The organism is Serratia quinivorans, from assembly GCF_946227985.1.
Taxonomy (GTDB): Bacteria; Pseudomonadota; Gammaproteobacteria; order Enterobacterales; family Enterobacteriaceae; genus Serratia; species Serratia quinivorans_A.
Genome location: NZ_CAMKGL010000007.1, coordinates 101031 through 120381, shown reverse-complemented (window position 1 = coordinate 120381; position 19351 = coordinate 101031). Strand labels below are relative to the sequence as shown.

22 protein-coding genes and 2 pseudogenes are annotated in these 19351 nt (G+C 52.9%); 7 read left to right on the top strand and 17 right to left on the bottom strand.

Annotated elements, in window-relative coordinates; translation table 11 throughout:
• Positions 1-25: 25 nt before the first annotated feature.
• Entirely contained in the window at positions 26-796 is a 771-nt protein-coding gene (locus OCH02_RS17720; RefSeq protein WP_261432331.1) for a class I SAM-dependent methyltransferase, read from the bottom strand.
• Positions 797-913: 117 nt separating this feature from the next.
• On the opposite strand from OCH02_RS17720, the gene OCH02_RS17715 reads away from it, so the two are divergent.
• The 3 genes from OCH02_RS17715 to OCH02_RS17705 all read left to right on the top strand — a co-directional run bounded on the left by OCH02_RS17715 (position 914) and on the right by OCH02_RS17705 (position 3230).
• Positions 914-1699 (top strand): helix-turn-helix transcriptional regulator, encoded by a 786-nt coding sequence (locus tag OCH02_RS17715; protein ID WP_261432330.1) that lies wholly within the window; start codon positions 914-916, stop codon positions 1697-1699.
• 126 nt (positions 1700-1825) lie between these two features.
• On the top strand, positions 1826-2578 hold the full coding sequence (locus OCH02_RS17710) for a DUF2076 domain-containing protein (protein WP_261432329.1): 753 nt from the start codon (positions 1826-1828) through the stop codon (positions 2576-2578).
• 100 nt (positions 2579-2678) lie between these two features.
• Entirely contained in the window at positions 2679-3230 is a 552-nt protein-coding gene (locus OCH02_RS17705) for a GNAT family N-acetyltransferase (RefSeq protein ID WP_261432328.1), read from the top strand.
• Here OCH02_RS17705 and OCH02_RS17700 read toward each other — a convergent pair.
• The 10 genes and pseudogenes from OCH02_RS17700 to OCH02_RS17655 all read right to left on the bottom strand — a co-directional run bounded on the left by OCH02_RS17700 (position 3218) and on the right by OCH02_RS17655 (position 10288).
• On the bottom strand, positions 3218-3481 hold the full coding sequence (locus OCH02_RS17700) for an ABC transporter ATP-binding protein (protein WP_261432327.1): 264 nt from the start codon (positions 3479-3481) through the stop codon (positions 3218-3220). The genes OCH02_RS17705 and OCH02_RS17700 overlap by 13 nt on opposite strands.
• A 189-nt stretch (positions 3482-3670) precedes the next feature.
• Positions 3671-4271: pseudogene (locus OCH02_RS17695) on the bottom strand (transposase domain-containing protein).
• Between the two features lie 200 nt (positions 4272-4471).
• Complete coding sequence (locus OCH02_RS17690) at positions 4472-4900, bottom strand: hypothetical protein (RefSeq protein WP_261432326.1); 429 nt, start codon at positions 4898-4900, stop codon at positions 4472-4474.
• Positions 4897-5384 (bottom strand): annotated as a pseudogene (locus OCH02_RS17685) (hypothetical protein). Before OCH02_RS17685 ends, OCH02_RS17690 begins: the two are co-directional and overlap by 4 nt.
• Before the next feature lie 347 nt (positions 5385-5731).
• Positions 5732-5866, bottom strand: a complete 135-nt coding sequence (locus OCH02_RS17680; protein WP_261432325.1) for a hypothetical protein — start codon at positions 5864-5866, stop codon at positions 5732-5734.
• 98 nt (positions 5867-5964) lie between these two features.
• The gene (locus tag OCH02_RS17675; protein WP_261432324.1) at positions 5965-6408 is read right to left on the bottom strand and encodes a thiol-disulfide oxidoreductase DCC family protein; all 444 of its coding nucleotides are present in this window, start codon (positions 6406-6408) and stop codon (positions 5965-5967) included.
• A 62-nt stretch (positions 6409-6470) separates the two neighbouring features.
• Positions 6471-6806, bottom strand: coding sequence for a hypothetical protein (locus tag OCH02_RS17670; RefSeq protein WP_261432322.1), 336 nt, complete (start codon positions 6804-6806; stop codon positions 6471-6473).
• A 213-nt stretch (positions 6807-7019) separates the two neighbouring features.
• Positions 7020-8189, bottom strand: a complete 1170-nt coding sequence (locus OCH02_RS17665) for a type I restriction endonuclease (protein WP_261432405.1) — start codon at positions 8187-8189, stop codon at positions 7020-7022.
• Positions 8190-8640: 451 nt separating this feature from the next.
• Complete coding sequence (gene ycaC, locus OCH02_RS17660; protein WP_174353368.1) at positions 8641-9267, bottom strand: isochorismate family cysteine hydrolase YcaC; 627 nt, start codon at positions 9265-9267, stop codon at positions 8641-8643.
• Positions 9268-9406: 139 nt separating this feature from the next.
• A complete protein-coding gene (locus OCH02_RS17655) occupies positions 9407-10288 on the bottom strand; it encodes a pirin family protein (protein ID WP_261432321.1) in 882 nt (293 codons plus the stop codon).
• A gap of 126 nt (positions 10289-10414) precedes the next feature.
• On the opposite strand from OCH02_RS17655, the gene OCH02_RS17650 reads away from it, so the two are divergent.
• Positions 10415-11323 carry a LysR family transcriptional regulator gene (locus tag OCH02_RS17650; RefSeq protein WP_261432320.1) on the top strand — a complete coding sequence of 303 codons (909 nt, stop codon included), beginning with the start codon at positions 10415-10417 and terminating at the stop codon, positions 11321-11323.
• Here OCH02_RS17650 and OCH02_RS17645 read toward each other — a convergent pair whose 3' ends face one another.
• Together OCH02_RS17645 and OCH02_RS17640 are read right to left on the bottom strand one after the other, a co-directional pair.
• A complete protein-coding gene (locus OCH02_RS17645; RefSeq protein WP_261432319.1) occupies positions 11324-11707 on the bottom strand; it encodes a VOC family protein in 384 nt (127 codons plus the stop codon).
• A 1-nt stretch (position 11708) separates the two neighbouring features.
• On the bottom strand, positions 11709-12491 hold the full coding sequence (locus OCH02_RS17640) for a DeoR/GlpR family DNA-binding transcription regulator (RefSeq protein WP_261432318.1): 783 nt from the start codon (positions 12489-12491) through the stop codon (positions 11709-11711).
• A 253-nt stretch (positions 12492-12744) separates the two neighbouring features.
• Here OCH02_RS17640 and OCH02_RS17635 point away from each other — a divergent pair, with 253 nt between their 5' ends.
• Complete coding sequence (locus OCH02_RS17635) at positions 12745-13362, top strand: hypothetical protein (protein WP_261432317.1); 618 nt, start codon at positions 12745-12747, stop codon at positions 13360-13362.
• A gap of 9 nt (positions 13363-13371) precedes the next feature.
• Here OCH02_RS17635 and OCH02_RS17630 read toward each other — a convergent pair whose 3' ends face one another.
• The 3 genes from OCH02_RS17630 to pagP all read right to left on the bottom strand — a co-directional run bounded on the left by OCH02_RS17630 (position 13372) and on the right by pagP (position 15009).
• The gene (locus tag OCH02_RS17630; RefSeq protein ID WP_261432316.1) at positions 13372-13635 is read right to left on the bottom strand and encodes a DUF333 domain-containing protein; all 264 of its coding nucleotides are present in this window, start codon (positions 13633-13635) and stop codon (positions 13372-13374) included.
• A 58-nt stretch (positions 13636-13693) separates the two neighbouring features.
• Positions 13694-14179 carry a DUF2501 domain-containing protein gene (locus tag OCH02_RS17625; protein ID WP_261152654.1) on the bottom strand — a complete coding sequence of 162 codons (486 nt, stop codon included), beginning with the start codon at positions 14177-14179 and terminating at the stop codon, positions 13694-13696.
• A 236-nt stretch (positions 14180-14415) separates the two neighbouring features.
• A complete protein-coding gene (gene pagP, locus OCH02_RS17620; RefSeq protein ID WP_261432315.1) occupies positions 14416-15009 on the bottom strand; it encodes a lipid IV(A) palmitoyltransferase PagP in 594 nt (197 codons plus the stop codon).
• An 801-nt stretch (positions 15010-15810) separates the two neighbouring features.
• On the opposite strand from pagP, the gene OCH02_RS17615 reads away from it, so the two are divergent.
• The gene (locus OCH02_RS17615; protein ID WP_261432314.1) at positions 15811-17487 is read left to right on the top strand and encodes an alpha-keto acid decarboxylase family protein; all 1677 of its coding nucleotides are present in this window, start codon (positions 15811-15813) and stop codon (positions 17485-17487) included.
• 26 nt (positions 17488-17513) lie between these two features.
• Here OCH02_RS17615 and OCH02_RS17610 read toward each other — a convergent pair whose 3' ends face one another.
• On the bottom strand, positions 17514-18422 hold the full coding sequence (locus tag OCH02_RS17610; RefSeq protein ID WP_261432313.1) for a LysR family transcriptional regulator: 909 nt from the start codon (positions 18420-18422) through the stop codon (positions 17514-17516).
• Between the two features lie 70 nt (positions 18423-18492).
• Here OCH02_RS17610 and OCH02_RS17605 point away from each other — a divergent pair, with 70 nt between their 5' ends.
• Entirely contained in the window at positions 18493-19347 is an 855-nt protein-coding gene (locus OCH02_RS17605; RefSeq protein ID WP_261432311.1) for an alpha/beta fold hydrolase, read from the top strand.
• Positions 19348-19351 lie beyond the last annotated feature (4 nt).

The following is a 19351-nucleotide window of genomic DNA, read 5'->3' as shown; positions in this document are numbered from 1 at the left end:
AGGTATATCGGCTGCCCTGAATTATTTAGCCTCTGACAACCTCAAACATCATGATGTCGCTGGTGAATGAACCGTCCGGCTTGACGGCAAAATGCTGCAGCACATCTTCAGAGAGTCCCTGTTGCAACGCGCGAATCGCAGTGACGAAATGCTCTGGCGTACGCATCCGCTCCACCCAACTGCTGAACTCCAGATAAAGCCGATCCGACGTCACCTCCCGAACCAACAATCCAGACTCTGTCAGCAGACTCAGCCATTCACCTGGTGCGTAATTGCGCACATGTGAAGTATCACGCAGTACCTCTACGGTTTGCAGATAGATATCCAACAGTGGATGCCCCGGTGCAACCACATCCATAAAGACAGCCTTGCCGCCCGGTTTCAATACCCGCCGAACTTCGCGCAGCGCCTGGCCGACGTCATGCCAGTGGTGCGCCGAGTAACGGCTGATCACCACATCAAAGCTGGCATCGTCAAACGGCAGCGATTCTGCCACGCCCTGCTGCACCTGAATGTTGTTGAAGCCTTTATCCCGCGCTGCCTGGCTTACTACAGCCAGCATCTGCGCCGATAAATCATAGGCCACCACCTGCGCCACGTTGGCTGCCGCGGTAAAGCTGGCATGACCCGCGCCACAACCCAGATCCAGTAATTTGGCGTTGGCATGAGGTTCCAACAATCGTGCCAGCCGCTGTAAATCCTTTCCCTGTGCATGCACTGCGCTGGTCAAATAGGCGCTGGCCTGCTCACCAAACTGGCGGTCGACCGCATTTTTATGGCTATTGCTGATGCTCATAGATGCTCCCTTTATTGTATGGCTTGCGCCTGTGCCGGATGGCTTTTAATGACTATAATCGGCTTATTATACGGGTACAATATAAGCAGTTATCCTAGTATCATGAGGTACCAGTCTATGCAATCAGAAGCCTTATCCGGCCCTAAAGCCTTGGGGGCTTTCCTGCGTGCGCACCGGGAACGCATCACACCGGAAATGTTGGGTTTACCCAGCGCCCCACGCCGTCGTACCAGCGGCCTGCGCCGTGAAGAGCTGGCCCAAATCAGCGGTATCAGCGCCACCTGGTATACCTGGATCGAACAGGGGCGCGACGTTTCCATATCCCCCCATACGCTGGCCCGCATCGCCAAAGCGCTACGGTTGGGGCCAGCCGAACGTCACTACCTGTTTACCCTGGCACGAGTGGCCGATCCCGAACAGGAGCAACATCAGGAAACGGCTAACAGCGCCGTGTTGCAAAGCGTTCACCAGGTGACGGTGCCCTGCTACCTGCTGGATATCACCTGGAATGTCGTTGCCTGGAACCCGCAGGCGGAAAGCCTGTTCAGCGGTTGGCTGGGCCAGGCCGGTACCCCCAACCTGCTGCACTTTATGTTTTTCCATCCGTTGGCCAAAACCCTGGTCAGCGACTGGGATGACCGTGCGCGCCGCGTGGTCGCCGAGTTTCGGGCCGAAACCAGTCATCATCAGAACACCGAAGAAATGCGTGCTTTCGTGCGTAACATGACGCACAACAGTGAGGCTTTTAACCACTGGTGGAAACAGCAGGACGTGCTGGCACGAGAAGGAGGCGAGCGCGTGTTTACCCACTTGCAACAGGGGGCGTTGCGCTATCGGCAACTGACGTTTAATCCGGCGGAAAATAGCGGGTTGAAGCTGGTGATGCTGATCCCTCTGCCGTAACTGGTAACAAATTCATAAACAGGTTTACCTGCCATTTATTTATTGGTTCATATAAACGCGCTAGGGTGATAGCTACCGATGATATCCATCATCCAGTAACGTTATTCATCTCCTTGAGGTAATCCTATGCAATCCGAAGAACAACGTCTTATCGATGGTCTGTTTGGCCGCTTGAAAGAAGCCGAGACCAAGACGGGCCAGAGGGATCTCCAGGCAGAGCAGCAAATCAATCAGCACATCCGTGAACAGCCTTCCGCGCCCTATTACATGGCGCAGGCGATGATCATTCAGGAAGCAGCGCTCAAACAGTTGGATCAGCGGGTGAAAGATCTGGAGGGCCAACTTGCCCAACAGCAGCAAAATAACGCCAGCCAGCCAAGCAGCGGCGGTTTTCTGGCCGGGCTGTTCGGCGGCGGTAACCGCAGCACGCCAAGCCCACGCGAGCAGTATCAGGCGCAACAACAAAATAACGCAGCATGGAACAATCAGCCGCAACCGGGCTATGCTCCGCAGCAGCAGCAACCCGCTTACAGCCAGCCACAACAGGCGGCAACTTCACGTGCCGGTGGGTTCCTCAGTGGGGCGTTGCAGACCGCTGCTGGCGTGGCGGGCGGGGTGGTATTGGCCGATATGCTGACCGGCATGTTCCGTCATTCGCAACCGCAAGAAATTGTGAACATTATCGATGAGACCCCGGCAGCGCCGGTGGATGACAGCGCGATGAGCAATTTCGACGCCTCCAACAACCTCGACACCTTCAACGGTGGCGATAGTCGCTTCCTCAATCAGGACAACGGCTTCCAGAACGCGGATTATCAAAACGACGATAACACCGACTTCTCTGATGACGACTACAGCGACGACGATTCGTTTATCTGATGCAGCCCCCTCTCCGCCTGGGGAGGGGGGTAATGTTTCTTGTTTCCCGCATCCTGGTCTACAGTTAACCCTTGCCAATGACCGCTAGTGACGAGAAGCCATGCCGCAAATACCTTCTATCCCCCCTTTTGTTAGCGCCCGTTTACTGATGCGTCCGCCGGTAGCCGACGATGTTGCCCGCTTTTACGCTATTTTTGGCGATCCGGAAACTCAACGCTTTAACCCCGCCGGGCCTGTTGCCAGTGAGCAGTTGGCACAACAGGCGCTGTCGGAAAGGATCGAGAACTGGCGGCAGCATGGCTATGGTTCCTGGGCGATTGCGCTGCATGAACGGCCGGAGTGGATTATTGGATTTGGCGGGATTTCCTGGCGGCCGCTGGGGGCTCAACGTACGGTGAATTTGGGCTATCGGTTTGACACACAGGTTTGGGGCCGTGGATTGGCTACGGAACTGGCGCAAGCCTCGTTGGAATATGGTTTCGAACAGCTGCGGCTGGCAGAAATTTCTGCGATTGTTCGTGAAAAAAACCTGGCCTCGTGCCGCGTGCTGGAAAAAGCAGGTTTACGTCTGGTGGATACCCTCGATGACGTGCCCGGTGAGACACCCAGCCTGGTATACAGCATCACGCGCAGCGACTATCAGGGCTGCTGAGACGGGGGTTCATCGTTGATTTTCGCCAGTTCCCGGCGGTAGGACTTCACCTTCTGACGTTTCTTCAGCCAGGTGGTGGTGGATACGATAAAAATCAGCCCGGATAGGGTCAGTACACCAATCGGATGGCCGTAAAACACCATCATGATAAAATAAATGGCAGAGACAATCGCTACCCATTTCGCCGTATTCCCCATCGTATTCTTTTCCTGACTTAAACGGCGGATGTGCTCTTCTTCACTGATTCCCATACTCTCTCCCGATTGGCTGAACGTTCCATTATATGGGGCCGGAATGCTGATATTTCAATCGATTAAAGAGTAAAGAAGCGTAAAGCTCGGCGGATTTATTCACCACGGCGATGCAGATAGCGCTCCGGCAGAGAGCACGGCAAAAACTGAGCTCGCCAATCTGAAAAAGGACCTTCAGCTTAATGCCAGTCACTCAAGGTGGCCGGCATTGATTTTTATAGGGTATTTTCGTTTAAATGATTTCAGTTCCCGGGGATCACTGCGTTCCCTTCGCCCTGGTAACACCAGACTCTCCACAAACTCATAAAAATGCTTCAGATGCCCAGGCACAGCCTCCGGTGAACATAATGGTAATCCTATCAATAACCTGAAAATCTCATTTATTGTCCCGCTGAAGCTCAACTGATACGGCAGATAATCCCCTTTCAGATGGAATGCCATTCTTACCATTTGATACCGCACCAGATTGGCGTGCTTCCTGATGCCAGTAATCTGCGGTGAGTTTAAACAGGGCTTTCATCGGGTCTTCAGCGAGCGTTTTACGCCGCTGGATAACGGAACTGGGGGCGGTGAACGGGTGCCCCGTCCGATCAACTATGCCCATTAAATTCACGATTTGGGACAGAGGGCGATTGCTATAAAGCGCCATTCCGATGACCAGCCAACCCATGGATTCAAGAGGGAGTTTACGTTTTCTGAGAGTCAGGGTATCGGTCAGGGAAAAAGCCTGCTGAATGAGGTCAGGGGAAAGCAGATCGGTCAGCGTCTGAATCTTTTCAGGGGAAGTCATGTTGATAATGCCAAGAGCCTGAAAGATGCATAAAAAGGGCTCCAGTCATGCCTTGAAACCCTTTACACCAACCACAGGATAGTTCAACTGATCCTTAAACGATCGGCATTAATCTTCAGCTCCTTTTTTCTTGGAGAAATGGACTGGCGAGCGAGGACGACAGCTTCCGCAAAAAGTTTTCAGTCAGAGACTTCAAGGGGTTAGAACTGCGGTGAATTATCGACTTGCACCATCACCGCATTGATTTTTGGCACAACGCCAACGGTCACAGTTTCTGCCGGATCATTTCCGCGCCAACACTCCCCCTCGACTGAACAGGTGTTTTGCTTAATGTAGTCAAGAGAAGTAAGGTAAGCGCTAACCTTGCTGGTCTCAGTTGTACCGTGAAACGTTACCGAATATACAAGTGAACCTGGACCCGCCACGTTATAAAAATCGAATTCATACCAGTCCGATATTCGCGGAATGTTCTTCAGAATGTCAGGCGTATAATATTCATACTCCTTTTTATCCTGTTCGGTGTAGTGCGCGCTGCCAGCCAGTTCCATTCGTATCGTTGGCCATAAGTAAGCAAACGCGGCCATGATGATAACAACGACGGCAAGAGCGATTTTAAATGGCTTTCTCATACAATCAGATCCCTTCTCTTCCCGTTTTGTATGAAAGAGCCATCCATGGTCGCAATAGCAACGTTTCCGGACTTCCAATCGTTGTAGGGTTGGAGAGTCTTCATAAAGTCAGGCAGTTGGCCTAAGCGTGGCCTAGCGTTGGGGAATCGTTCAGGGTCCGGAAACAACAGAGGCTGGCTAACGCCATCATCATTGCCAAAGCAATGCTTTTACGTTCGTGATACAGGCGGCCCTTCCGGATCCGCCACGTGATGAACTTGCCTACTCGAATGATCTGTTTTGGGGAAACCATAGACTGGGCATAAGTAACATCGTAGCGTTCAGCTCTCATTGCCTCGCCGTGCGCTATTTTGTTCTTCAATATTCTGACGTCATCCCCTCTCGCATGACCAAGATCAACCCAACCCAGCACTTCCGTATAGATCAGCCCACCTCTGGCGGTTGCCGCCTGTGAACCGTCGATTATTTCATTCCGTTTACTCATCCTTAAGCTCCATTCCTTTTAAAAAGTATGTAATCACATGATTACGGGTTATATACGGGAGTTCACCCAAATGTTGTCACTCCCGCTTACTTTCCTTTACCGCGTGCTGGCATCCCATACTTCATCTCCTGGCAGCGATACCAGAAACAATTTAGCAGAGGCTTATCCCAATATCCTTAATGAGTTTTGTACGATGTCCAATACCCTTTACTATTTGAATTTCTTTATAGGTATACCCCGAACAAAACCCCCTCTAGCAATATGATTTATCAATAAAAAACCAATAACCAGCAACGTTATTCATAACCCTAAAATTCAATAGGTCGTGACATATCTATTCAGCAAACTTACATAGTGATATCACTCATCACCAATGATATATCATGGGACGCAAGGTAGCCCGGCATCCACTTCTCCGTATTCCCCATCATATTCTTTTCCTGACTTAAACGGCGGATGTGCTCTTCTTCACTGATTTCCATACTCTTTCCCGACTGGCTGGAGGTTCCATTATAAGGGCCGGAACGGAATGCTCATATTTCAATCGATTAAAGAGTAATAAGCGTAAAGCTCGGCGGATTTATTCACCACGGCGATGCAGATAGCGCTCCGGCAGGCTCAGCCCAGGCAAGGTGGTGCCGTCGTTGCGCCCAAACAGCCGATAGCGGTTACGCGCCACCGCATCGTAAAACGCATCCGCCAGCCGCTGCGGCAGAAAGCGTGCCAATGCCAGCAGGCGAAATGGCCAGCCAAGCTGTTGCAGTGCCTGAAAAAACGCCGCCGAACGCAGCCAATGCTGGCCGCGCTCCAGATAAACAATGGAGTCAAAACGATCGGTGGGTAACGCCAGCCAGCGCAGAATTGCCTGCCCTTCCACGGATTGCACCGTGGCTAACAGGATCCTGCCGTGACGATCGGCACGGATCAAAAATCTCACCAGCCCGTGACACAGGTTACATTCGCCATCGAATAACAACACCCGATCACCGGGCTGCAGATAAGGGGGGAGTCCTGGCCGATTCATTCTGCCTCCTGAGGGTTGCCACCAGACTAACGCGCTTTCCCCCTCAGTACCAGCAGGCTCGCTTAAGGCGCAGGCGGGGCCGGAGGGTTATCCGGTAATGCCACAACGGAGATACGCACCTCATAATGTTTGGCACTACTGGCCGGGATCACCGACGTTAGCTTATTGATGGTTTCAGTCGGATTATCACTGGCGGAAGTCGCGCAAAATAGCTCGCCCCCGTGGCAGAAGCCCGGTTTAGGCATATGCCCACCAGGGAACGGCGGCAGACGGAAGCCTTGCTCAGGCGGCGGTGGGGCATTTTTATCGGCCGGAGCCGGAGCGGAAAGTGCACTGACGCTGAACAGCGTCACACCAGCCAGAAAAGGCAGTGCCAGTACTTTGACGGTATTTTTCATGTTATTGACCTCATTTGCCGGGATTGGGTTTTAACCTACCCCGCACCCGACACATGAGAAAGTCGCTTTTCACGACCTTTTCATCCCCGATGATCTTTGCTTACATTCCACCGCTAACGTGATGAAAGCTTAAGGATTATGTAAAGATCATGAAGAAATTTTTGTTGAGAACACACGGCTGTACAATGTGAAAGGCATTCAGCCTAACCATTTTTACAACTGCGTTTTTTTCTTCTGTCTGAAGTTTTCATCATTAATACAATAATGGTAGGAGTCGATAATCAGGCCTGTTAGCCGCAAGATATTCTCAGGTCGGTCAATAATAATATGCCCTCCAGCCGCAAGTTCCAAACCCGCTCGGATAATTTCGGCATGTCTCTCTTCATTGATTTCCAAAGGGAGTAATACGGTAGGTCTTTGCTTATTGTCGAAATAGCGTAGCACCCATCGGGTCGTCTTCCCCTGAACCAAAATACTGAAATAACTTTCCGTATCTTTTGCTGTTAAATCTGCACTTTCACCCAGGATCATTGCCACATTTTCAAATAAAGCCCGCTCAGCAAAAGTAGTAACTATCTTACTGTTTTCTGGGTCAATAATCGGCGCTAACGGATCGATTTCGTTGCTTTTCTTAACGTCACCAAACTCTTCAGACGGCGCTTTATTTTCAGAAGTCACAGACAATCCTGAAACAACCATTGCACTAACCGCTTTCTCTACGGCCAGGCGCACCAAAGGGGTGATCGTCTCAAGAAAACGCTGGTTAAGTTGACGTTGGACGTTAGAACGATTCGCCACATATCTGACAAAATCCACGTCCACATCCCTTAGGCTGGCACTGATGGTCTTGGTAAATGAAGTCAGATAAATGCTCTCTTCAGCCAAGGTTCTCAACGCTTCCGGCTGAAATTGATCGTGCCTAAACCTATAAAGCTGTTCAATATCAGAGTCATTCAAATCATTAAAATCTATCTTAAGGAAGGGCGTATCATCCATAATATTTTTATCTTTTAGATCGGTAAAGAACCGCCATTCCTTGCCGTTGGTGATTGCTGATACGGTGACTTCTGGGGTGGCATTAAAGTAGCGTGATAGCTGTGGGCTGTGGTTTGTTAAGTTTTGGCTGAAGGATTTCGCCTCAATAAACATGACAGGTACGGCATGACAGAAAAGAGAATAATCAACCCGCTCTCCCACTTTAACCCCTGGGAAATCAGCACCATATTCTGCTTTTACTTTAGTGGGGTCATAAGGGTGAAAACCAAGAATTTCCAATAATGGTAAAATTAATGCCTGCTTTGTTGTTTCTTCCGTGTTGCAATGCTGGCCTACCGCAGCGACATGATGTACATGTGCTTTAAGCTTGTCTCTGAATGCATTCATCAAACATCCCTCTTGCTGTGTTAGAAATTGGTCATATCTTAAAGTCATACCTACAGAAAGGGTTACTGATTTCACGGACGTTACCGTATCAGTAACTGGCTGAGTTTATTTATTGAATAAAATAATATTAACGTTAAACATTAAATATATAGCAGAACAAGCAAGCTTTGATCAAAGGCATCAATTCAATATTAATACACAGTTCAAAAATAATCGGTCAGCATTCATAACCATAAGAAAACTTATAGAAATTAAATAATTGCAGTCAAAATTAAATTTCAGTATTTCGTTTTTATATATTTTGTATTTCGCTGGTGGGACAGAACGAGGTAAACGGCAAGAAGATGTGTATAACAGATGGATTTATCTACTAAAATTGTTCAGTCAACCAATATCACTCCGCTTGATTCAAATCAAATGGAGCACAGCCAGAAGCTGCGCTCCAGAGACATTACTTGCCGCGAGTCAGCGTGCTGTAACTGGTCATCAGGTTACGGTAGTCAGGGATATGATTCGCAAACAGCGCCCCCAGCCCTTCCACATCGTTACGCCAGTCACGGTGCAGTTCACAGGCAACGCCGAACCAGGTCATCAACTGCGCGCCCTCCGCTTCCATACGGCTCCAGGCCGATTGACGAGTCAGTTCGTTAAAGGTACCGGAAGCGTCGGTGACCACAAACACCTCAAAACCTTCACTGAGAGCAGACAGCGCCGGGAAGGCCACGCACACTTCGGTAACCACCCCGGCGATAATCAATTGTTTACGGCCGGTGGCTTTCACTGCCTTGACGAAGTCATCGTTGTCCCAGGCATTGATCTGTCCAGGACGAGGAATAAAGGGCGCATCGGGGAATTGAGCTTTTAGCTCCGGTACCAGCGGGCCATTGGGGCCATCTTCAAAACTGGTGGTCAGGATGGTCGGCAGGTTGAAATACTTCGCTAAATCACCCAATGCCAGTACGTTATTTTTAAAACGATCGGGATCGATATCTCGTACCAGTGAAAGCAGCCCTGCCTGATGATCCACCAGCAATACGGCGGCCTGATCCTTGTCGAGGCGTTTGTAATTTGCAGTCATGGTTTACTCCTGTGGGGGTTTGATTATTGCGGCTAAAGTTGCCCTTGGCCGATAAGGCCAGAGCGCAGAGATTGTCTTAAAGTGTAGAACCGGATCCGGAGCTGTTTTTCCGGATCGGTTCTGAAGTGTAGATCAGTGCTTAACCAGCCTGGTGCTCAGCTGCCATGCTGCCGAACTTACCGCCGTTGAAGTCATGGAAAGCCTGCTGAATTTCCGCATCGCTGTTCATCACGAACGGGCCATAACCCACGATAGGCTCGTCGATGGGCTCGCCGCTCAGTACCAGCAAGCTGACATCGTTATTGGCTTCGATAGTGACTGAATCCCCCGCACGGTCAAACCTGACCATTTGGGTTTCACGCACCACTTCCTCGCCGTTAACATGAATGGCCCCGTGCAGCATCACCAGCGCCAGCGTATGGCCTTCTTTCACCGTCAACGTGGTGGTGTGACCGGCGTTCAGCTTCATGTCCCAGACATTAAGCGGGCTGAAGGTGCGTGCCGGGCCTGATGCGTCGCCGAAGCTACCGGCAATCACCCGAACCTGCCCTGCGCCATCCGCCAGTGAGACCACCGGGATATCCGCATTCAGCAGCGTCTGGTAACCCGGCTCAGCCATTTTGTCTTTGGCCGGCAGGTTTACCCACAACTGCACCATTTCCATGGTGCCGCCGTTGCGCGAGAAATCCCGCGAATGGAACTCTTCATGCAAAATACCTGAGGCGGCAGTCATCCACTGCACGTCACCGGGACCAATCACCCCGCCGCTGCCGGTGGAATCGCGATGTTCGACTTCCCCCTGATAGACGATGGTCACCGTTTCAAATCCGCGATGCGGATGCTGGCCAACGCCACGGGTGCCGGAAGCAGAGCGGAACTTGGTTGGCGCCGCATGATCCAACAGCAGGAACGGGCTCATTTCCGCCCCCAGATCGTTATAGGAGAACAGTGAATTCACCAGGAAACCATTGCCGACCCAGTGGGCTTCAGGGCTATTGTAAATACCGAGGATTTTTTTCATCTTGGACTCCTGTTTCAGGTCTCACGACCTTAGGTTGATGCCAGAAGTTTAATCCAATGCCATTTGCTGCAGTAGTAGGCAAGATGTACACTCAGCGTTCTATATATGGAACGATAAGGACAGCCGATGTTCACTGATTTGAACGATCTGTTTTATTTCGCCAGCGTGGTCGACCATCAGGGATTCGCCCCTGCCAGTCGTGCGCTGGGTATTCCCAAGTCCAAACTGAGCCGCCGCGTGGCGCTGTTGGAAGAGCGCCTGGGCGTACGCCTGATACAGCGCTCAACGCGGCGTTTTTCCGTCACCGACGTGGGGCTGAATTACTACGCACACTGCAAGGCGATGCTGGTGGAAGCCGATGCGGCGCAGCAGGCCATCGAACAAACCCGCGCCGAACCCTGCGGCACGGTGCGCATGTCTTGCCCGGTAGCGATCCTGCATACCCGAGTCGGCAGTATGGTGGCAGCCTTTATGGCCGATTACCCGAAAGTCACGGTGCATCTGGACGCCACCAACCGTCGGGTAGATGTGGTAGGTGAAGGGCTGGATCTGGCGATCCGCGTGCGGCCACCGCCGCTGGAAGACAGCGATCTGGTACTGAAGATCCTGGCGCAACGTACCTGGTGTGTCGCCGCCAGCCCGGCATTGGTACGCACCCTCGGGCCGGTGCAACGACCGGAGGATCTGCATAAATACCCCACGCTCGATCTCGGGCCTGCGCGTGCACAACATTTGTGGCAATTGACCGGGCCGGACGGCGTGAAAGCGGAATGGGAACACAGGCCACGGCTGGTCACCGACGATATGCTGATGTTGCGGACCGCGGCGATTGCCGGCGCCGGTATTGTACAACTGCCGTCGATGATGATGCGCGATGACATGTTGCGTGGGGAATTGGTACAACTGTTACCCGGCTGGCAGCCGCAGGGCGGCGTGGTGCATGCGGTTTACCCGTCACGCCGTGGGCTATTGCCAGCGGTGCGGCTACTGCTCGACTATCTGGCGCAACAGTTCGCGACTATCGAAGAAGAGTGATCAACCGGTAATTTCGATGGCGTTACCGTCCGGATCGCGGATGATCGCTTCGTAAAAACCATCGCCGGTCCAGCGCGGCGGCGCTTGCAGGATCCCTTCCTGTTGCGCGCGCTGCGCCAGTTGATCGACCAGGTTCTCGTCACCAACCGACAGCGCAATATGCGCCCAACCTACTCGCTCATTGGCCTGCTCCGCCGACAGCAACACCGGCAAACTCATGATCTCCAGCGTTGGGCCGCTAGCCAGGCTGACAAAACGGGAAACAAAACCCGGGCGATTCTTGCTGACGTACAATTCTCCGGCCACGCCGTTGAAGTAACGCTGCCAGAACGCCACCTGCGCATCAATGTCACGGGTCCACAGGGCAACATGGGCTATTTTCATTTCACTCTCCAATAGGGAAATCGCTGTACAACACCTTGCCACCGCTGTGGGTCACCTGCTGTTCGAGCTGTGGATGTCTGCCGGGAAGCGTCACCAAATAATCAACGCGGCTGGCATCGAGGAAGCTGTAAGGGGCATAGGTATTAAGTTTGTCGCCGGTACAGAGCACCGCCACATTTCCGCAACGCGTCAGCAGGCGTTTTTTGAACTGAGCATCCTGATAATTCAGCGCCGAAAAACCGCTGCCCGGCTCATAGGCGCATATGCCGGTAAAGGCGATATCGAAATGAAAACCGTCAATTTCCTGCACCGCTTTAGCGTCCACGCAACCACCGATGTCGGCATCCAGCTCACCGCCGATTAAAATAGTGCGGATCCCCGGTCTTTCCAGCATCTTAGCGGCGATACTCAGCGAATTGGTCACCACTGTCAGCCGTTGGTCAGATGGCAACAAATCGGCCAGGTAAAGGTGGGTGCTGCCGGCATCGAGGAAAATCACCTGATCCTGCTTGATCAATGCCAGTGCGGCCAACGCCAACGCCTGTTTCTCATCACCGCTCAAATGCAGTCGTGTACTAATCGGCCCGGTTGCCGGTGTCGCTGCCAGTGCGCCACCATAAATGCGCTTACACAGGTTTTTAGCCGCCAACTGACGCAGATCGCGCCGAATGGTGGCTTCGGTCGTGTTCAGCCGCTCGGCCATTTCGACCGCCAGCACCTGCCCCTGTTGCTGCAGCAGGGTCAGGATCGCTTCATGGCGTTGGTTGGGAAGCAGTTTGGACATTCTGTCTCTCGGTGGCGAACAAGTGATCATGAATGTACACAAGTGTGCATAAACGTACAAATAATTCGAGAACAGGGCTGGCGGGTTTTGTGGTTGCCGTCGTGGTGGACATTTACTGCTGCCGTTGCTGGAAGAAGGGATCGGGTAAACACGGGAATTTCATCAGACGATCTCCTCAGCCCGAATGATTTGGCTATACTGAGGCAAGCAACGTTACCGCAGAACGTAACGGCTTGGGCGCTAAGGGAAAAAGATGCTGTCAAAAATAGTGAAGTGGCTGTTTCAGTTGCCGGTCAGGCTGTTTGGGGGGATTTTCAGGAGTCGCCTGACGATTTTTATCTTCTTTATGCTGATCGCCGTTGGGGTGTTCAGCGCCAAACGCTATCTGCGTGCTCATCAAAATGACGATGAGTTTGTCTCGGTCATCCCCACTGATTACAACCGGGCTATCCAGCGTGAAATGCCGCTGCGCGAGGCACGCGAACAGTGCGGTGGCCCCCTGCATGACAATGCTGGACGACCCTGGCCAACCTCAGCCGGTTTCCTGCACCAGGCGGAACACCAGGCCAACGGGCGCCTGCAGCAACTGACGCTGGACAATCAAAACAACGATTTTCCGGTGTTGGTCAAACTGGAAACACCCGGCCAGCCGCAACAGCTGGCCGAAGTATTTATTCCCGCGGCAGGCAGTTTCAATCTCAAAACCAATCCGGCCGGCGAATATGTCCTGAAGATCAGAAATATCAAAAGCGGCTGTAACTTCCGCTCCCGGCCTTTCACCCTCAGCAGTCAGCAGAATTGGCGTCTGCCGCTAACCCCGCAAACGGACGGCAGCGTGAGGCTCCAGCCGATCAGCGATCGTGAGTTTTAACCTGAGCGCTTATTTCTTCACCGGGTGATCGCGGCGAAACAGTTCCCAGCTTTCAATTTCCTGGCCGTTAGGCAGGGTGCAGGTGGAATACTGGCCGTTGGTATTTTGTTTGGCATTCAATTTGCCGCCAATCTCGGTGCAATAAACGTCTGCCGGATTAGCCATGCCGATCGGTTTCATCTTGGGTGGGGGTGGCGCATCGTTGGAGTTCATGGTGCAGCCCTGTAGCATCGCCATCCCTGCGAACAGCGAGATCATCAGAATTTTTTTCATGTTTTCAGCTTATACCAATTAAAACGGCGGTAACTCTGGTTAACCGCCGTTTACGCTATCAGGAAATAAAGGATGCGCCCTGCTTCAGTACCAGATCGCAGGCCTTTTGCTTCACTTTCTCGGTAATTTGCGAGGTGCCCAGACTGTTCAGATCCAGGCTCTTGCCTTCGCCGGTTTGCAACAGACCGCCCAGCCCTTGCTGGTAGTCCTGGCTCTTGGCATTCTCAGGGCTGCTGATACCCAGCTTGCTCAACAACTTGTCCTGTACCGCTTCAGTGCTGTTACCTGACAATACGTTGTTTTTCACACAGTACTGCAGGATGCCGGCGGCATTGGTCATGCTGTTGGAACTCAGCGCTTTATCACCGCCATTCAACAGGCCGGTTAGCGAGGACAGTGAAGTGCCGCCAGTGCTGTCGCCTGACTTGCTCAGTTCACCGGCGGCGCTGCTGAGAGAATCCATCAGTCCGGCAGCCTGAGCCGCGCCACAGGCCATAGCGGTGGTCAATGTCAGTGCCAAAAGTAAACGTTGCTTGGTGTTCATGGGGGTAAAACTCCTGTTATCTCGCCATTCCTGCCTGCTTCCATTGCCCTGTGCGGCAGGAGAAATCAGGCGGGTCTATCCGCTGCAATAAGCGCAATGCGCTGGTTCACATCTTCGGACGCCACCACCGGCGACAAGTTCCTTTTAACCGATCGCGCCGCAATTTTTTCGGAATTCAGGTAATTTTTTGGCTGAATAATCAGCAACAGGGGGCAGATCGAACGACCCGCCGGTGATTAGAACTGCCAGCGGAACCAGCCAAAGAACACGTTCCCGTTATTGTAGGTACCGGGAATATAGGTGGCCTGGAAGGTCAGTTGTTTGTAGCCAATAGAGGCCAACGGCAAGGGTGCCGGGATAGGAATGTAATTCCAGTTATCTCGCGCGGTGATGCTGGCGGTAAAGCCCAGGCCAAGGCGGAAATCCTTGTCCTCCAGCGGCCGCCAGATCTTCTCATAAGCGTAACCGCCGATCGGTTCCCACTTATTGAACGAATCCTTGAATACCATCATATAGAGGCCATGCCAGTCGCCGTCGCTGTCGTAACGCGAGATACCATAGCCACCGCCCCACGGCCGCTCGTTGTACGAGTCGATTTTTTCCTGACTGTAAGTCAAACGGTTGTGCCAGGTAATTGCCGGCACATAGAGGTCTTTATTCGGAGAGTTGTTCCAGGTTTCCGCCACGTTACTGGTGAAACGCTGCCACAGACCCGGCTTTTCAGCCTGCGTGGCGTTGCTATTTTCTGCACCAACCTCAGCGTAAGAAGGTAGTGCAGGAAATAGCAACGCCATTGTGCAAGCCAAAATAGTCCGTTTAAAAAACATCATAAATTCCTGTAAAAAATAAGGCCGAGGATTCTTACCGATTGCCCCATCAAGATCAAGCTGTATCTTATTTATCCAGCCTGTTTCTGCCCCCTGTTGTCACTTGGTTAAGTTTAGTCGCCATCAGGGAAGAGAGCCGATTTTGGGCGCTCAGGCTACCCTTCCCTCAGGGCAGCGTCTGTCAGAAAACTCCGCAATCGCGCCGCCACGGCAGCAAGTGCTGGCGGCTATGCGGCATGCGGTAAAACTTCTTTTCTGCGCTGGGTGTAGTGAAATGTTTACTCCCTTCCGGCAAGCAAATGTAACGGCGGTCACGTTTTTAATCGCTACTGAAAAGCCGCTTTATCGACGATCCTGCCAAACTAAGGCCCTTGCCGTGCAGAGCTGCTGTAAATATGCAGTTACATCGCTGCAATAGTGGCCCGAGCCACCAATAACAGGCGGATGGCAGGGAGTCATTTAATCAGCAGGCAAAAGTACCGGGTGCGTAACCCGTGCCCCATGATCTGGCTACACAAGCCAGATTTTACATATCTATTACATTCGATGAAAAATACCACCGGTAATATCCACACAATTCATGCAGCATCAGCACAACGTAAACCCGCGAATACAAGCCACCGCCCCACGATACCGCCACCGCAACTTGAACAAGCCGATAGTTTAAATAATTGTTAAAGCTAACCAGCGAAGCCCAGCCTACAGGGCCCAGCGTTATTTCATGATTCGTTACACAACATCACCGGCAATTAATTGTGCCGTTCTCTGCCTGATAAAAGAAAGATAAGAAATCCGGAGAAATACATGAAAATCACTATTGGAGCCTTTATCCTGCAACAGCTCCGCACCCTGAACATCGATCGTATTTATGGCGTACCCGGCGACTATAATTTGGCGCTGCTGGAACTGATTGAACAGGATGACAATCTTGAGTTCATCGGCAACTGTAATGAACTCAATGCCTCCTACGCAGCCGATGGCTATGCACGACTAAAAGGTGCCGGAGCGCTAATCACTACCTACGGCGTCGGTGACCTGGCCGCGCTGTCCGGCATTGCCGGTGCCTACGCCGAATCGGCCCCGGTGGTCTGTCTGTCCGGTACCCCGCCGCTGCATGCAATGAAAAATCACCTGCTGCTGCACCACACGCTGGCGGACGGTAACTTTGATAACGTGATGAACTGTTTTAAACAATTCACCGTCGCCCAGGCATTAATTACGCCCGAAAATGCGGCGGTGGAAATCCCCCGCGTTATTTCCCGCGCCTGGACGGAAAAGAAACCGGTTTATTTGCAATTGCCTTCCGATATTTGTGATGTAGAAATTGAAATCACTCAGGCGGTGGCACCACCGCAATTACCCGCCAGCGACAAATATAATGTTCAACTGGCAGCAATGGCGTTGCTTGCGCGAATCAAACTGGCAAAAAAACCGATTATTCTGGTCGACCAAATGGTGGACCGTTTTCAGCTACAGCAATTAGTGATCGACGTGGCACATAAATTCGCCATCCCGCTCACCAACATGCCAACGGCCAAATGTATTATTCCGGAAACCACGCCGGGCTGGATCGGCGGTTACAGCGGTAACCTGTCACGCCCCGAACTCTTTGAACACATGGCGCACTCAGACTGCGTGTTGAGCTTCGGCGTACGGCTGGTGGACTCCACCACCGGCTATTTCTCGCATCGCATCCCGGCCGACGCGCAAATCGATATTCAGCCATTTTCAGTGAAGCTGGGCGAGACGTCTTATCCGGCAGTGGCGACGGCAGATCTGCTGCAGGCGCTGCTGGCATTGGGTGAAGGCGTGGCAGACCATCAGCCGGCCGCGCTACCCGAAGTACGCCATCGGCTGGCGACGCCGGGCGAAACCCCCATCGATCAGGCCTATTTATGGCAGCGCCTGCAACGCTTTATTCGGGCCGATGACGTACTGGTGGTAGAAAACGGCACCTCGGGCGCGGCGATTGGCGGCATGCGAATGCCGGATGGCGTCAACGTGGTCAATCAGCCCATTTGGGGTTCGATCGGTTATACCCTGCCGGCGCTGCTGGGTACCATGATGGCCGCACCGGAACGTCGGCACCTGCTGTTTATTGGCGATGGCTCGTTCCAGCTTACCGCGCAGGAAGTTTCCACCCTGCTGCGTTACGATCAGAAACCGATTATCTTCCTGATTAATAACGACGGTTACACCATCGAGCGTTACATTCTCGGCGAAAATTCGTCGTACAACGATATTGGGCCGTGGGACTACGCCAAGCTGCCGGCGGTGCTCAACACCCAGGCGACACCGTATTGCGTGGCGGTAGAAACCACCCAACAGCTGGAGTTGGCGCTGGAGCACGCCTCACGGCAGGATCAATTGACCTTTATCGAAATAAAGGTGCCGATGATGGACACGCCGCCGGTGATGAAGGAGTTCTGCAACCGCTGCAATAATTTTAACTTCGGCCTGACCAACCCGCGCCGCGCTTAGCCCCATCAGCCTCCCTCCGCCGTTGCTCAGGTAACGGCGGATTTTCCCAAAACCTGTACCACCTGCTGCTGCAAGGTTTGCAGTAGCGGGTGTTGCCTCTTGGCTCCCAGGCGCAAGGCATGCGCCACTGTCGGCAAAGGCAGCCTGCGCTCAAAGTTGGCCTCGATCTGCACTCGCCGATCGACAGACTGCTGATTGAGTAACCCCACGCCCATTCCTGCAGAGATGGCCGCCAACATCCCCGCCACCGACGGGCACTCCACCGACACCTGACAGGCAATACCCGCGGCGCTCAGGCGCTCTTGCGCCAGGCGGCGGTAAAAACAATCAGGTCCGTAACTTACCAGCTTCACGCTATCCCCCGGCTGATAGCGCCAACCCGGTGGCACACACCAGTGAATACGCTCCGTTGCCAGCACCATATCTTCCGCGCTCAGCGCATCGCAAAACTGTTGATGCAGCACCAGATCCAGCGTCCCTTGATCCAGTGCGTTACGCAGCACCTGGCTTTGCTCGATGACCAACTGCACATCCACCTGCGGGTGTTGGTGGGTGAATGCCGCCAGCAAGGCCGCCAACTGCGGTAAAGACATCTGCTCCGTGGCGCCAAAACGCACCTTGCCCTGCAATAACGAGGGGGAGAAATGCGCCAGTGCCCGATCGTGCGCCTGCAGAATCTGCCGTCCATGCGACAACAGGGCCTCGCCATCCGCTGTGGCGGTCAACGTCATGCCCTGACGATTGACCAGCGTGCGCCCCAACTGCTCCTCCAGCCGTTTGATTTTCCAACTTACCGCCGACTGGCTGAGATTTAGCTGTTGTGCCGCACGCGTCATACTGCCGGTGTCGATAACGCTCTGCAGCGCCCGCAATGCATCAATGGATAAGCGCTGGTTCATAGACGCCTCATGACAAAAATTGGATTTAACCACCATAACTTGTCATTGGCGTCATAGGAAGACGATCAGTATGGTTTGCGTACAACACGGCAACCGGATAATCAACATGAATGGCTTAACATCTGTGCTTAATCAGCAAGTTATTGTCGATGGCCATCGTATTGCCACCGGCATACATGGTACCGGCGCCCCCCTGGTATTGGTACACGGCACCCCTGCCCACGCGATAATCTGGCGGGATTTGCTGCCAAGCCTGACGGCGGCGGGCTTTAGAGTCCATCTCTACGATTTGCTGGGTTACGGCGCATCAGAACGCCCATTGTCGGCAGATACCTCCATTGCCGCCCAAGCGGAATTACTGATCGCCCTGCTGGACCACTGGCAACTGAATTCCGCCCATGTGTTTGGTCACGATATTGGGGGCGCATTGTCGCTGCGCGCGGCTTTTGGGCATGCCGAACGTTTCCGCTCCCTGACCATCGCGGATATTTGCAGTTATGATTCCTGGCCTTCGCCAAGCTGGCGCGGCATCCGCGATAATTATCATCAGTACGCCGTCATGGACGCCTCACAGCATGAGCAAACCCTGGCTCGCCAACTGAAAATGGCGGTGTTCAACAAGTCGCGGATGTCAGGAGAGCTATTGCAGCACTATCTGGCGCCGATTGTCGGCGTGGTCGGCCAACCGGCATTTTATCAGCATCAAATCGCCCATTATGACGCCCGCTATACTGAGGACTTCGCCCTGCGCTTACCTGAGCTACGTCTGCCGGTGCAAATCCTGTGGGGTGAGAACGATGAGTGGCAACCGGTCAGTTACGCCTACCGTTTGCAGAGCGATATTCCCGGTGCCAGGCTGCAGGTGATCCCTCAGGCGGGGCATTTTTTAATGGAAGACGCACCAGAAACGGTAGCCCAACGGCTGGTGACGTTTATTCATTCACTTAAATCGGGCGAATAGGCCC